The organism is Nonomuraea monospora (assembly GCF_039531895.1).
GTDB classification, from domain to species: domain Bacteria; phylum Actinomycetota; class Actinomycetes; order Streptosporangiales; family Streptosporangiaceae; genus Nonomuraea; species Nonomuraea monospora.
The window spans coordinates 462856-475515 of record NZ_BAAAQX010000002.1 but is presented as its reverse complement, the minus strand read 5'-3'; the positions used below and the strand labels follow the sequence as shown (position 1 = coordinate 475515).

Here is a 12660-nt window from a genome sequence, read left to right as displayed (position 1 = left end):
TTCACCAGAATAGTCAGCTATACCCATGAACAGGAGCTGGTCATCGCTCCTTACGGAGAGCCCATGAACGGCACCGCCACCCTCGCCCGCCTCGCCCTGCGCCGCGAACGAGGCATCGCCCCCTGGTGGATCCTGCTGATCGTGTCCATGGCCCTGACGATGGTCGCCTACATCAACCGGAACATGGGCACGTACGAGCTGAAAGTCACCTACCTCCAGGTCATCGAGCGCAGCGCCTTCCTGCACGCGCTCGGCGGCGGCGTCGTCGAACCGCGCCTGGAGGTGCTCGCCACCTGGCGCAGCGGCGGCTTCCTCTACGTGGCCGCCGCGTTCGCCGCCACCATGTCCGTCATCCGCCACACCCGCCGCGAGGAGGACGCGGGCCGCAGCGAACTGGTCCTCGCGGGCACCGTCGCCCGGCACGCCCCGCTCACCGCCGCCACACTCGTCGCGGGCGGCATCAGCCTCGCCGCCGGCCTCCTCACCGCCGTCGCGCTCATCGCCGCCGGCCTCGAACCGGCCGGGTCGCTCGCGTACGGCGCCGCCATCATCGTCGTCGGCTGGCTGTTCGGCGGCATCGCGGCCGTCGCCGCCCAACTCGCCCGCAGCGCCCGCACCGCCACCACCATCAGCCTCACCATCCTGGGGGCCGCCTACGTGCTGCGCTTCACGGGCGACGCGACGGGGCTGCTGTGGCTGAAGTACCTGTCGCCGGTGGGCTGGGGGCATCTGGTGGCGCCCTACCAGGAGCAGCGATGGTGGCTGGCCGCCGTCCTGGCTCTGGTCGCGGCGCTCCTGTACGTGGCCGCGTACCGGCTGCTCACCCACCGCGACCTCGGCGCCGGCTTCCTCCCCGAACGCGGCGGCCTCCTCCCCGAACGCGGCGGCCAGGACTCCGCCCCTGTCGTACGCGGCCCGATCAGCCTCGCCTGGCGGCTGCACCGGGGACTCCTGATCAAATGGGCGGCAGGCGTCGCCGTGTTCTCCGTCTTCGCGGGCGCCCTCACCCCGCTGGCCAGGGACCTGATCTCCCGGCCCAGCATCATCGCCGACAACATCTCGCACTTCCTCGGCGTCCCCGCAGGCGCGTCGATGCTCGGCGGCTACGTCTGGTACCTCGTCCTCATCCTCGCCTACGCCGTCGCCCTCTACCCGGTCCTCATGACGCTGCGGCTACGCTCCGAGGAGACGTCCGGCCGCGCCGAGTCCCTCCAGGCGACCCCGCTGACCCGCCTCCGCTGGGCCGCCGGCCACCTCCTCGTCACCGCCCTCGGCACGGCTGCACTCATGGCCGTGGCGGGCGTCGTCTTCGGCCTCATCTACTCCCTGACGGCCGGCTCCCTCCCCACCGACCTGCCCGCCTTTCTGGCCGGGGCGCTCAGCACCGTACCCGCGGCTTGGTGTGTGGGAGGCGTGTGCGTGCTGGCCTACGGGCTGGTGCCGAGGGCCGCGGTGGTGGTGGGGTGGCTCGCCTGGATCCTCACCACCGGGTTGGGGCAGGTCGTCGGGCCGCTGTACGGGATGTGGGGCGGCAGCCCGGTGGAGCCGTTCCACTATGTGAGCAATGCGATGCTCGAACCCGCCTTCCAGCTCGCCCCCACGGCGGCTCTGCTCGCCGTCACGGCCCTCCTCACGACCGGCGGCCTCCTCGCCCTCCGCCGCCGCGACTTCGGCGTCTGAGACGGGCTGGCTAAAGATCGAGACGGCGTACAGGATGGGCTCGGAAAAGACCCGCACCGGCCAGGAGGCCCCGTGACGCTCGCCGACATGGCCAGGAACATCATCGACAGCAACCGATACATGGTCCTGGGCACCGTGGACCCGGACGGACGGCCTCGCGTGTCGCCCGTGTACTTCGCGCCCGACGCGTACGACACCATGTTCTGGATCTCCTCGCCGGCGTCGCACCACTCCCGCAACATCGCCGAACGGCCCGACATCAGCATCGTGATCTTCGACTCCGGCGTGCCGGTCGGCGGCGGCGCCCAGGCCGTCTACCTGCTGGCCACCGCTGCTCAGGTGCCGGACGAGGAGCTCGACCGGCACGTGGAGACGGCCTGCCGGGCCAGGTTCCCCGAGCAGAAGGTGTTCCCCGCCGAGGAGTTGCGGCCGCCGTCTGAGCTGCGGCTGTACCGGGCGCGGGTCACGGAGCATTCCGTGCACATCAGGGGCAGCGACCCGGTCCATGGCAAGGGGGTTGACTCGCGGCTCGTCGTGGACCTGGGGTAGCGGCCACCGCCGGTCGGTCGTGCGGTGGTCACAGCTGCGCTTGGTTCGGTGGGATGCGAAGGTGTCTGCCCTTCGCCCGCATGAGGTGAAGGAGCCGGTAACCTTCGTGGCGGGTGCAGCAGCCGTCGGCGATCCCCTCGCTGATGAGGTCAGCCGTGTCGCGGGCGGTGATCCCGATGCGTCGGGCGTAGTCGAGCGCGTCACGATCATCGGTGATCCAGTAAGAGCCGACATAATCCGTCCGGCTGCGAATGATGTGGCAGGTCTGGGCTTCTCCAAGATGCCTCAGCGGCTCCTGCGGTGATCCGCCGAACACAGCGCGTCGGGTGCGTTCGACGAGTTCGACCTCTGACTGATCGTCGATCTCGATGGGCTCACCGAGCCATCCTTCCTCCGCCACCTTGCCGAGATCGGGGTAGAAGCGCGCGGAGCGGAAGGCCTCGTAGGCGATCGCTTCCGTCCAGCGGCCCCGCTCGCGCAGGATGCGCTGGAGGAGCGAGAGGCTGTCCACCGAGGCGAAGTTGCACAGCACCGTGTTGTCGGGAAACCAGTACCAGGCCATGACTAGAGCGGGGGATCCTCTCTCATGCCGGTGATGGCCTGCCGCAACGTGTCGGTGTCGACGCCGATCAGGTTCGCGTACGGCCGCAGCGTCGCCTTCCCGTCGGCGTAGGCCTGGAACGTCATGCGCACCAGCGGCGCGGGCACTCGCGGCCGGGAGGTGAGCTGGATCCATTCGCCGAGGGACTCGACGGCGTGCGCCTCCCTGGCCGCCTCCCAGGCGGTCAGGTGCCGGAACGCCTCGCATTGGCTCTTGTCGATGAGGTTGAGATTGAACAGTTGCCAGGCGAGTGTGCTCGGCGACACCCACAGGTCGCACGCCAGCCGGGCGAACGTCTCCAGCGACCAGGTGAGCTGCCCGGCTCTCTCGCGCAGCATCGCGGCGGGCAGCAGCAACTCCGCCGCGAAGGCGTTCGCGCGTCTCTCGGACGGTTTTCGCCGGTGATCGGCGTCGTAGAGGTTCACATCGAGGTGGAGGCCCTGGTCGTCGCCCGCGAGGAGATGGCCGAGCTCGTGGGCGATGGTGAACCTCTGGCGGGCGGGCACCTCCGAGGTGCCCACCACGATCAGGGCGCTGTGGTCGTCGGACCAGGACAACCCGTCGAAGCCGTCAGGCAGCCGGTGGACCCGGACGTCCACGCCGAACGCCGCTTCGACCGCACCGGCCAGGTCCTTGCACCGCCAGAGGTCGATCCCCCCGCCGGCGGCATGGGCCGTGGCGCGTGCGGCGAGGTCGCGGCCCTGGGCCAGGACGGGGTGGGTTGCCCGGGCGATCTCGAAACGCGGCACCTCCTGGCGGTAGCCGAGGAAGGCGAGGTCGGCCCGGATCTGGGCAAGACGCTCGGCCTCGCGGACCGCCGCTTCGGCCGAGGTGAGCGGGGCCGCCGTGGTTCTCGCCGCCGTTGAGGGGGTGAGCGCGTCGGCGCCCAGCAACCAGTCGACGGACACCCCGCACAAGTCGGCGATTCTGGCCAGGTCCAGTGAGGTGAAGCGTCTGACACCGGAGAGCGACTTGGACATTTTCGGGGCGTCGAGCCCGGCTTTGACGGCGAATTCCGCTTGAGTGAGGCCGCTTTCCGCGATCAGTTGACGGACACGTGCTGCAGTCTCCCCGGAGGCCATGGGGACAGCCTACGGAACGATTGCGAAAATCGCAAGACGCAGCTCAGTAGGGGTGCGGGCCGTCGGACAGGCGTCTCGCGTACGCGCGGATGTGCGGCCGATCTTGAGGAAAGGCGCCCTCCCAGTCCTCCGACAAGGGCACCCATGCCACAGGCTGACCGCTCTCCTCCACCAGCCGCACCGACCGGCGCACGACGGCCCCGTAGGACAAGCCGAGCGTGACGCTCAGATCCGGGTGGTAGGAGCGCACCGTGACCGCCGCCGGAGCGTCCAGCAGATCGGCGGAGATGCCCGTTTCCTCGGCCAGTTCGCGGCGGGCGGCTTCTCGCGGGCTCTCGCCGGGCTCTACCCGGCCGCCCGGTGGCACCCAGCCTCGCCGGCGGTGCTTGACCAGCAGCACATGCTGGAAGGCCTCGTCGAAGACCCAGGCCTCGGCTCCGAGCGGGTCCATCGGGCCCTTCATCGCCGTCTCCAGCCAGGCGCGTGCGTTGTCGAGCTCGATTTCCGCTCTGCGGGCGTCCTGTACGGCGGCTCGCAAGGTGTTCTGGTCCGGCCCACGCTGATCCACCGCACGAGGCTACGGGTCAGGTCTGACAGTTCGGGTCGCGGTTCCCGGTCAGGCTCGTCGGCGGGCCCGGTAGGCGGCCACGTGCATGCGGTTCCCGCAGGTACGGCTGTCGCAGTAGACGCGCGACCGATTACGCGACTCATCCACGAACACCCGGTCACAGTCGGGCGCCGAGCAGGTGCGCAATCGTTCGGCCTCGCCTTCGACGAGCAGGTGCGCCAGGGCGACCCCGCAGTCGGCCGCGACGTGCTCGGCGAGGGTGGCGTCGGCGGCGAAGTAGTGGACGTGCAGGGGGTGGCCGTCGTGTTCCGTGAGGCGCGGGGTGATGCGGGTCTCGGAGAGGAGGGCGTTGAGGGTGCGGACGGCGGTGGGCTGGTCGGGGGCGGTGAAGACGCGGTGGAAGGCCTCGCGCACCATGCGGACCTGGCCGAGGTCGCGGGCGGTGAGTTTGCCGACGCCGCTGACCTTGCGGGACTCGACGAACGCTTGCAGCTCGGCCAGGCCGGACAGGCCTTCGTCGCCGCCGGTGGACGGCGAGGTGTTGACCAGTTCGACAACGGTGGCCAGAGAATGCACCATGTCATGGCCAAACGGCATGTTGACTCCTGTCCGGGCCGGGTTCTAGCGTGGTCGCAGCGTATCTCCTGTACGGGGCTCGGGGGGTTTCCGTGAGTGCACATCGCCGTATCGTGCTGATCGCGATCATCGGTGCGCTCGTCATCTCCACCTCCGCTCCCCTCGTTCGGTTATCAGGTGTATCGCCCGCGACCTCGGCGTTGTTCCGGTGCGCGTACGCGGTGCCGCCCATGCTGCTGCTGGCCTGGCTGGAGCGGCGGCGGCTCGGGCCGTTGCCGCGCAGGGCGGTGCTGATGTCGTGGGCGGCCGGGGTGGTGTTCTCGCTCGACCTGCTGTTCTGGCATCACGCGATCGACTACGTGGGCGCCGGGCTGGCGACGGTGCTGGGGAATCTGCAGGTGTTCATCGTGGCGTTCGCCGCGTGGGCGCTGTTCGGGGAGCGGCCGTCCACGCCGTTGATGGTGGGGACGCCGGTGGTGTTCGCCGGGGTCGTGCTGATCTCGGGGGTGTTCGACAGCGCCGCCTACGGCAGCGATCCGCTGCTGGGGGTGGCCGCCGGGGTGGCGACCTCGCTGTCGTACGCGGCCTATCTGCTGCTGCTCAAGGGCGGGTCGGACCGGGCGGCCGGGCCGCTGGCGCACGCGACGGTGGTGGCGACGGCAGGGATCGCGCTGCTCAGCCCGTGGTTCGGGGGAGCGGAGTTCGTGCCGAGCTGGCCGGCGCACGGGTGGCTGCTGGTGCTCGCGCTGGGGCCGCAGGTGCTGGGGTGGACGCTGATCACGTACACGCTGCCGCGTCAGCCCGCCGCGCTGACGTCGCTGCTGCTGCTCGTGCAGCCGATGTCCACCGTGGCGATCTCCACGGTGGTGCTCGGCGAGCGGCCGTCGGTGTTGCAGCTCGCCGGGTGCGTGGTGGTCGTGCTGGGAGTGTTGTACGGCTCCCGCCGATCCGCTGCCGCCAAGGTCCCCGTACAGGTGGAGGGCTGACGAAGGCGGTCAGCCCGTACGGGCGGGAGTCGTGGAGCAGGACGAGCAGGTGCCGAAGACCTCGACCGTGTGAGTGATCTCGGTGAAGCCGTGCTCGCTGCCCACCGCCTCGGCCCACCGCTCCACGGCCGGCCCCGCCACCTCCACGGTGCGCCCGCACTTGCGGCACACCAGATGGTGATGGTGGGTGTCGGTCGCGCACGCGCGATAGACGGACTCGCCGTCGTCGGTGCGCAGCACGTCGACCTGGCCCTTGTCGGCCAGGGCCTGCAACGCCCGGTAGACGGTCGTCAGCCCGATCTTCGCCCCGTGCAGGCGCATCTCGGCATAGACGTCCTGCGCGCTACGGAAACCCTCGCTCTGGCGGAGGGTGTCGTGCACTGCATCGCGCCTCGTGGTCATGCGACCTCCTCGACGCGCAACTTCCGTCGCTCGCTCAATGTCGACTCCTGGGTACGGCCTCGCCGTACGAATTTACCGACACCGAGGGCCAGGACGAAGCCGGCGAGCGCAAGAAGCACGATCGCGGCGCCCGGCGGGACCTTCGCGGAGTAGGTGGAGGCGAGCAGGCCGCCCACGGAGGCGATCACGCCGAACAGCATGGCGAGCCCCATAGTGGTACGGAAGCCGCGGGTGAGCTGCTGGCTGGTGGCCACCGGGATGACCATGAGGGCGCTGACGAGCAGGAGGCCGACGACGCGCATGGCGATGACGACGGTGAGGGCGGCGGTGACGGCGATGAGCAGGCTCAGGAACCGGACGGGCAGGCCGCTGGCCTTGGCCATCTCCTCGTCCTGGCAGAGCACGAACAGCTCCCTGCCGAAGATCACGACGACCGCGATGACGGCGATGGCCAGGGCGGCGATGACCCAGATGTCCTCGACGGTGACGCTGGCGATGGCGCCGAACAGGTAGGAGTTCAGCTTGGCGTTGCTGCCGCCGGGCGCGATGCCCATGAGCATGACGCCGCCCGCGATGCCGCCGTAGAACAGCAGCGCCAGCGCCACGTCGCCGCTGGTGCGCCCGCGCGCCCTGACGAGCTCGATGGCGACCGCGCCGGCGATGGAGACGATCACGGCGGTGAGTACGGGCGCGGTGCCGGTCAGGAAGCCGAGCGCGACGCCGGTCAGCGCCACGTGCCCGATGCCGTCGCCCAGCAGCGACAGCCGCCGCTGCACGATGAACGTGCCGACGGCGGGCGCGCAGAGGCCCACCAGCAGCGCCGCGATGAGCGCGAGCTGGAAGAGCTCCTCCTGGAGAAGTTCGAAGATCACCTTGGTTCCCCCTGCCACCCGGTGAGCGGGCCCCCCACGGGCTCCTCGGCGTGCGGGTGCTGGTGTTCGTGGCCCGGTCTCGCGCAGTCGCCCTCCGGGCGGGGCGGCCGGCCGTCGTGGGCGACGCGGCCCTCGCGGATCACCACGCCGCGCGTGATGACGGGCTCCAGCGGGCCCAGCTCGTGCGCCACGAGCACCACGGTCTTGCCGGCCCGGACGAGCCCGGCCAGCGTGTCGGCGAGCAACTGCTGGGTCTCGGCGTCCACGCCCGCGGTGGGCTCGTCCATCACGTACGTGTCGGGCTCCCCGGCCAGCGCCCTGGCGATGAGCACCCGCTGCTGCTGCCCCCCTGACAGCGACTGCACGGGGTCATGGGCCCGGTCGGCGAGCCTGACGGCCTCCAGGGCGCTCTCGACGGCGGCCTTGTCGGCGGCGCTGGTCCTGCGCAGCCTGCTCTGCCGGGCGATCCGGCCCGAGGCGACGACCTCGCGCACGGTGGCGGGCACGCCGCCGCCGACCTGGAGCCGCTGCGGCACGTAGCCGATGCGCCACCAGTCGCGGAACCTGCCGGGCGGGGCGCCGTACACCAAGGTCCGGCCGCCGGTCAGCGGCGTGAGGCCGAGCAGCGCGCGGACCAGCGTGGACTTGCCCGAGCCGTTGGCGCCCAGGAGGGCGACGACCTCCCCGGGACAGACGGTCAGGTCGATGCCTCGCAGGACGGGCTTGCCATCGAAGGAGACCCGGCCGTCGGTCATCGCGAAGGCCGTTTCGCTCATGCCGTACACCCCAGTGCTGTTTGTAGTGTTTTGAGGTTATCGCGCATGGCGGACAGGTAATCCCCCGAGGGCTTGCTCTCCAGCGGGTCGAGCACCGCAGTCTTGGCGCCGACCTGGCTGGCGAGCACCTCGGCCACCTTCGGGCTGACCAGGGACTCGGTGAAGATCGTGGTGACGCCCTCGGCCTTGGCCAGCTTGGCCACCTCCGACAGGCGGGTGGGCGAGGGCTCGGTCTCCGGGTCGAGCGTGATGCCGACCTGCTTGAGTTTGTACCGGTCGGCCAGGTAGCCGAACGCCTCGTGCGCGGTGACCAGCGTCCTGGACTTGCAGGTGGTCAGGCCCTGGGTGATCTCCTGGTCGAGCGCGCCCAGCGTGGCGGCCGTCTTCGCGGCGCGGTCCTTGAAGCCCTGGGCGTGCGCGGGGTCGGCCGTGGCCAGGCGCTCGCCGAGCTTGGTCGCGACGGTGGCCAGGCGCGACGGGTCGAGCCACAGGTGCGGGTCGTAGGACAGCTCCTCGTGCCCGTGCTCCTCCTCGCCGCCCTCCTCCTCGGCGTGCTCGCCGGCGGGGATGGTGGTGACGGCGGTGGCGGCGTCGAAGCTGGTCTCGGGGTCAACGGCGTCGTCCACGGCCGGCTGGATGCCCTTGATGTAGACGGTGAGCGCGGCCTTCTTGAGCTCGGTGACCTGCTGGATGCTCAGCTCCAGGTCGTGCGGCTCGACACCGGGGGCGGTCAGGCCGGTCACGGTCGCGTCGGATCCCCCGACCTGCTCGGTCAGCCACTGCAGCGGATAGAACGCGGCCACGACCTCGGGCTTGCCATCGGAAGCGGTGGTGGAGGTCTCGGCGGAGCCGGAGCCGGAGCCGCAGGCGGCGGTGGTGAGCAGGGAAGCTGCGGCCAGCAGGCCGACAGCACTCGACCGGGAAAATCCTGACATCATGTGAGTCAGTATGCGTCGAAATGAAAACGGTTGTCAAAATCTGGCAATGGCCGAGGGGCGGGCGGTGGGTGGGATGCCGACGGCGGCTGGGGGCCAGGCGCGCCGTGCGGCATCCCCTCATCACCCCGGTGTTCGTACGCCGGCAGAGCCGTTGCCGGCGCCCAGGGTGACGCCTGTGGGGCTCAGCCGCCGCTCGCCCGCGTACACGTTCATCGAGCTGCCGCGCAGGAACCCGATGAGCGTCAGCCCCTGCTCCTCGGCCAGCTCGACCGCGAGCGAGGACGGCGCGGAGACGGCGGCGAGCACCGGCACGCCGCCCATGACCGCCTTCTGCACCAGCTCGAACGAGGCCCGGCCCGACACCATCAGCACGGTCCCGCGCAGCGGCAGCCGCCCCTCGCGCAGCGCCCAGCCGAGCAGCTTGTCCACGGCGTTGTGCCGGCCGACGTCCTCGCGCACGCACAATGGCTCGCCGCCGGCCGTGAACAGGCCGGCCGCGTGCAGGCCCCCGGTCCTGTCGAAGACCCGCTGGGCCGCACGCAGCCGGTCCGGCAGGCCCGCGACGGTCGTCTGCGCCAGCTCGACCGGGTCGTCTGCCGCGTCCCAGCGAGCCACCGTGCGCACCGCCTCCAGCGACGCCTTGCCGCAGACGCCGCACGAGGAGGTCGTGTAGAAGTTGCGCGGCTCGGGGGCGGGCACCCCCGGCGCGAGCCGCACGTCGAGGACGTTGTAGGTGTTCTGTCCCTCCACGGTCGCGCCGGCGCAGTAGCGGATCGTGGAGATGTCGCCGGCCGAGCCCACGGCCCCCTCGCTGACCAGGAACCCGGCCGCCAGGTCGAAGTCGTCGCCCGGCGTGCGCATGGTGACGGTCAGCGGGGTGCCGTCGAGCCGGATCTCCAGCGGCTCCTCGGCGGCCAGCGAGTCGATCTTGCGCGTCCTGGAGGCGTCCTTCACCCGCAGGATGCGCTTTTTGATCACCCTATACATATCCGTACCCGAAGCGGCCCTTCACGCAGAGGTTGCCCTTCGTGACCGGGTTGTCGTGCGGCGAGGAGACCTTGACGATCTTGTTGTCCTGCACGTGCAGGGTCAGGTTGCAGCCCACCCCGCAGTAACTGCAGATCGTCGTGGTCTCGGTCTGCCTCGACTCGTCCCAGGTGCCCTCGGCCCGCATGTCGAACTCGGTCTTGAACGACAGCGCGCCCGTCGGGCACACCTCCACGCAGTTGCCGCAGTAGACGCAGGCCGAGTCGGTGAGCGGGGCGTCGAACTCCGTGGAGATCGTCGAGCCGAAGCCCCGGCCCGCGACGGAGATGGCGAACGAGTTCTGCCACTGCTCGCCGCACGCGTCCACGCACTTGTAGCACAGGATGCACTTGGCGTAGTCGCGGACGTAGAGGTCGTTGTCCACCTTGGCGGGCTGCTCGACCGTGGCCGCCTCGTCGCCGAACCTGGCCGGGTCGGCGCCGTACTCCCGCGTCCACTCGGCCGCCCGCGGCGTCGTGGACAGATCGACCGAGGAGCCGAGCAGCTCCAGCACCACCTTGCGGCTCTGCCTGGCCCGCTCGGTGTCCGTGCCGACCTTCATGCCCTGCTCGGCCTTCCTGGAGCAGGACGGCGCCAGCGTCCTGGCGCCCTCCACCTCCACGACGCAGACCCGGCAGGCGTTCTTCGGGGTGAGCGTGTCGCCGTAACAGAGGGTCGGCACGTCCTTGCCCGCCGCGTGGCAGGCGTCGAGGATCGTCGAGCCCTCAGGGACCCGCACGGTCTCGCCGTCGATCTCGACGTCGATGAGCCGGCGGGGCGGCTGGAGCGGGATCATCTGTTGAACACTCCCAGGCGGTCGATGGCCGATTCGACGGCGTTCCAGGCGGTCTGCCCGAGGCCGCAGATGGAGGCGTCGCGCATGGTCTGCCCGACCTCGCGCAACAGCACCAGGTCACTGTCATCGACCCGGCGCGAGAGGCGGTGCAGGGCCTCCTCCTGGCGTACGGTGCCCACCCGGCAGGGCACGCACTGGCCGCACGACTCGTCGCGGAAGAACTCCGCGATGCGCAGCAGCAGCCGCTTGAGATCCACGGTGTCGTCCAGGACGAGCACCACGCCGGAGCCGAGCGTCGCGCCCGCGTCCCTGGTGCCCTGGAAGGTGAGCGGGATGTCCAGGTCGGTGACGAACGCGCCGGCCGCGCCGCCCAGCAGCACCGCCCTGGTCGTGCCGGTCGTGCCCGCCAGGTCGAGCAGCTCGCGCAGCGTCGCGCCGAACGTCAGCTCGTACACGCCGGGCCGCTCGACCGCGCCCGAGACGCAGAACAGCTTGGGCTCCGCCGCCGCGTACGCCTGCGCGCCCCGCTCCAGGATCGGCAGCACGTTCACCAGCGTCTCGACGTTGTTGACCACGGTCGGCTTGCCGAACAGCCCCTTCTCCACCGGGAACGGAGGCTTGCTGCGCGGCTCGCCGCGATGCCCCTCGATGGAGTTGAAGATCGCGGTCTCCTCGCCGCAGATGTACGCGCCCGCGCCCCTGCGCAGCTCGATGTCGAACGACAGCCCCTTGCCGAGGATGTCGTCGCCGAGCAGGCCACGCGAGCGGGCGGTGGCGATCGCGTGCTGGAGCCGCGCGACCGCCCTCGGGTACTCGCCCCTGACGTAGAGGTAGCCCTTGGCGCAGCCGGTGGCGTAGGCGGCGATCGTCATCGCCTCCACCAGCGCGTACGGGTCGCCCTCCAGCACCACCCGGTCCTTGAACGTGCCCGGCTCGCTCTCGTCGGCGTTGCACACCAGGTAGTGCGGGTGGTCGGGCTGGCGGGCGGCGGCGTCCCACTTGCGGCCGGTGGGGAAGGCGGCGCCGCCCCTGCCGACCAGGCCGGACTCCAGCACCTCGCGGATCACCCCGGCGGGGCCGAGGTCGAACGCGCGGCGCAGCGCGGTGTAGCCGCCCGCCGCCCGGTAGTCGTCCAGGCTGGCCGGGTCCACGACGCCGACCCGCCGCAGCAGCACCAGGCCGGGGTCACCGGCCTGCGGCACGGCGTCCTCGACGGGCGTCTCGCCGGCCACGGTGACGCCCGGCGCGTGCCCGTTCGTGGCGGGCGCCGCGCCCGTGACGGTGGTGATCGTGCCGGGGGTGGCGGGGGCGTACACCTCGGCCCGGTGCGGCTGCCCCGCCTCCAGGGCGAGCGCGGCGGGGGCCCGCTCGCACAGGCCCAGGCACGGGCTCTCGTGCCAGTCCTTGCCAGGCGGGCCGAAGCGCTCGGCGACGCGGTCGCGTACGCCCTGGGCGCCCCTGGCCTGGCAGGCCAGGTCCGTGCAGACGTGCAGCACCCGCTTGGGCCTGGGCTCCATGGAGAACAGGGAGTAGAACGTCGCCACCCCGTACGCCTCGGCGGGCGGGACGGTCAGGCGGCGGCAGATGTACTCCAGCGCCCCCTCACTGATCCAGCCCACCCGGTCGTTGACCGCGTGCAGCGCGGGCAGCAGCAGGTCGCGGGCGGCCTCGGCGCGGGCGGCGACGCGCAGGTCGAGGTCGGTGCGCACGCCGCCGTCCCAGGCCGTGCCAGGCGGCCCCAGCAGGTCGTCGACCGCCGCGCGCTCCTCCGGCGACGGTTCGGCGCCGCGGAATCTCAGATCCACCTG

At 71.1% G+C, this 12660-nt stretch carries 14 protein-coding genes; 3 read left to right on the top strand and 11 right to left on the bottom strand.

All coding sequences use genetic code 11. The features are described from left to right. Nucleotides 1-63 precede the first annotated feature (63 nt). Nucleotides 64-1680: an ABC transporter permease gene (locus ABD331_RS05435; protein WP_344471144.1), complete on the top strand. Its 1617-nt coding sequence runs from the start codon at nt 64-66 to the stop codon at nt 1678-1680. Between the two features lie 72 nt (nt 1681-1752). Then, nucleotides 1753-2229 carry a pyridoxamine 5'-phosphate oxidase family protein gene (locus tag ABD331_RS05430; RefSeq protein ID WP_344471143.1) on the top strand — a complete coding sequence of 159 codons (477 nt, stop codon included), beginning with the start codon at nt 1753-1755 and terminating at the stop codon, nt 2227-2229. Between the two features lie 28 nt (nt 2230-2257). Here the strand turns inward: ABD331_RS05430 and ABD331_RS05425 are convergent, their stop codons facing one another. Genes ABD331_RS05425 through ABD331_RS05410 form a run of 4 tightly spaced genes read right to left on the bottom strand, consistent with a single transcriptional unit; the run spans nt 2258 to nt 5059 of the window. Beyond that, nucleotides 2258-2791 (bottom strand): hypothetical protein, encoded by a 534-nt coding sequence (locus ABD331_RS05425; RefSeq protein ID WP_344471142.1) that lies wholly within the window; start codon nt 2789-2791, stop codon nt 2258-2260. A 2-nt stretch (nt 2792-2793) separates the two neighbouring features. Then, nucleotides 2794-3912, bottom strand: a complete 1119-nt coding sequence (locus ABD331_RS05420) for a helix-turn-helix domain-containing protein (protein WP_344471141.1) — start codon at nt 3910-3912, stop codon at nt 2794-2796. Between the two features lie 43 nt (nt 3913-3955). Continuing rightward, the gene (locus ABD331_RS05415; protein ID WP_344471140.1) at nt 3956-4480 is read right to left on the bottom strand and encodes an NUDIX domain-containing protein; all 525 of its coding nucleotides are present in this window, start codon (nt 4478-4480) and stop codon (nt 3956-3958) included. Between the two features lie 48 nt (nt 4481-4528). Then, nucleotides 4529-5059: a CGNR zinc finger domain-containing protein gene (locus ABD331_RS05410; protein ID WP_344471139.1), complete on the bottom strand. Its 531-nt coding sequence runs from the start codon at nt 5057-5059 to the stop codon at nt 4529-4531. Between the two features lie 89 nt (nt 5060-5148). Between ABD331_RS05410 and ABD331_RS05405 the strand changes: the two genes are divergently transcribed. Then, nucleotides 5149-6042, top strand: coding sequence for a DMT family transporter (locus tag ABD331_RS05405; protein ID WP_344471138.1), 894 nt, complete (start codon nt 5149-5151; stop codon nt 6040-6042). 9 nt (nt 6043-6051) lie between these two features. On the opposite strand, the gene ABD331_RS05400 is transcribed toward ABD331_RS05405, so the two are convergent. The 7 genes from ABD331_RS05400 to ABD331_RS05370 form a co-directional block, all read right to left on the bottom strand. Further along, nucleotides 6052-6444 (bottom strand): Fur family transcriptional regulator, encoded by a 393-nt coding sequence (locus ABD331_RS05400; protein ID WP_344471137.1) that lies wholly within the window; start codon nt 6442-6444, stop codon nt 6052-6054. After that, entirely contained in the window at nt 6441-7313 is an 873-nt protein-coding gene (locus ABD331_RS05395; RefSeq protein WP_344471528.1) for a metal ABC transporter permease, read from the bottom strand. Before ABD331_RS05395 ends, ABD331_RS05400 begins: the two co-directional genes overlap by 4 nt. After that, nucleotides 7313-8092 carry a metal ABC transporter ATP-binding protein gene (locus ABD331_RS05390; protein WP_344471136.1) on the bottom strand — a complete coding sequence of 260 codons (780 nt, stop codon included), beginning with the start codon at nt 8090-8092 and terminating at the stop codon, nt 7313-7315. The genes ABD331_RS05395 and ABD331_RS05390 overlap by 1 nt, the downstream gene beginning before the upstream one ends. Then, entirely contained in the window at nt 8089-9030 is a 942-nt protein-coding gene (locus ABD331_RS05385) for a metal ABC transporter substrate-binding protein (RefSeq protein WP_344471135.1), read from the bottom strand. The genes ABD331_RS05390 and ABD331_RS05385 overlap by 4 nt, the downstream gene beginning before the upstream one ends. Nucleotides 9031-9150: 120 nt before the next feature. Then, on the bottom strand, nt 9151-10017 hold the full coding sequence (gene fdhD / locus ABD331_RS05380) for a formate dehydrogenase accessory sulfurtransferase FdhD (protein ID WP_344471134.1): 867 nt from the start codon (nt 10015-10017) through the stop codon (nt 9151-9153). Next, nucleotides 10010-10852: a 2Fe-2S iron-sulfur cluster-binding protein gene (locus tag ABD331_RS05375; protein WP_344471133.1), complete on the bottom strand. Its 843-nt coding sequence runs from the start codon at nt 10850-10852 to the stop codon at nt 10010-10012. The genes fdhD and ABD331_RS05375 overlap by 8 nt, the downstream gene beginning before the upstream one ends. After that, entirely contained in the window at nt 10849-12657 is a 1809-nt protein-coding gene (locus ABD331_RS05370) for an NAD(P)H-dependent oxidoreductase subunit E (RefSeq protein ID WP_344471132.1), read from the bottom strand. Before ABD331_RS05370 ends, ABD331_RS05375 begins: the two co-directional genes overlap by 4 nt. Nucleotides 12658-12660: the final 3 nt, after the last annotated feature.

What these genes read in the sequence shown, in the direction of transcription:
- ABD331_RS05420 (WP_344471141.1), bottom strand. Translation starts at nt 3,912, where the DNA reads ATGGCCTCCGGGGAGACTGCAGCACGTGTCCGTCAACTGATCGCGGAA.
- ABD331_RS05385 (WP_344471135.1), bottom strand. Translation starts at nt 9,030, where the DNA reads ATGATGTCAGGATTTTCCCGGTCGAGTGCTGTCGGCCTGCTGGCCGCA.
- ABD331_RS05390 (WP_344471136.1), bottom strand. Translation starts at nt 8,092, where the DNA reads ATGAGCGAAACGGCCTTCGCGATGACCGACGGCCGGGTCTCCTTCGAT.
- ABD331_RS05435 (WP_344471144.1), top strand. Translation starts at nt 64, where the DNA reads ATGAACGGCACCGCCACCCTCGCCCGCCTCGCCCTGCGCCGCGAACGA.
- ABD331_RS05425 (WP_344471142.1), bottom strand. Translation starts at nt 2,791, where the DNA reads ATGGCCTGGTACTGGTTTCCCGACAACACGGTGCTGTGCAACTTCGCC.
- ABD331_RS05375 (WP_344471133.1), bottom strand. Translation starts at nt 10,852, where the DNA reads ATGATCCCGCTCCAGCCGCCCCGCCGGCTCATCGACGTCGAGATCGAC.
- fdhD (WP_344471134.1), bottom strand. Translation starts at nt 10,017, where the DNA reads ATGTATAGGGTGATCAAAAAGCGCATCCTGCGGGTGAAGGACGCCTCC.
- ABD331_RS05400 (WP_344471137.1), bottom strand. Translation starts at nt 6,444, where the DNA reads ATGACCACGAGGCGCGATGCAGTGCACGACACCCTCCGCCAGAGCGAG.
- ABD331_RS05410 (WP_344471139.1), bottom strand. Translation starts at nt 5,059, where the DNA reads ATGGTGCATTCTCTGGCCACCGTTGTCGAACTGGTCAACACCTCGCCG.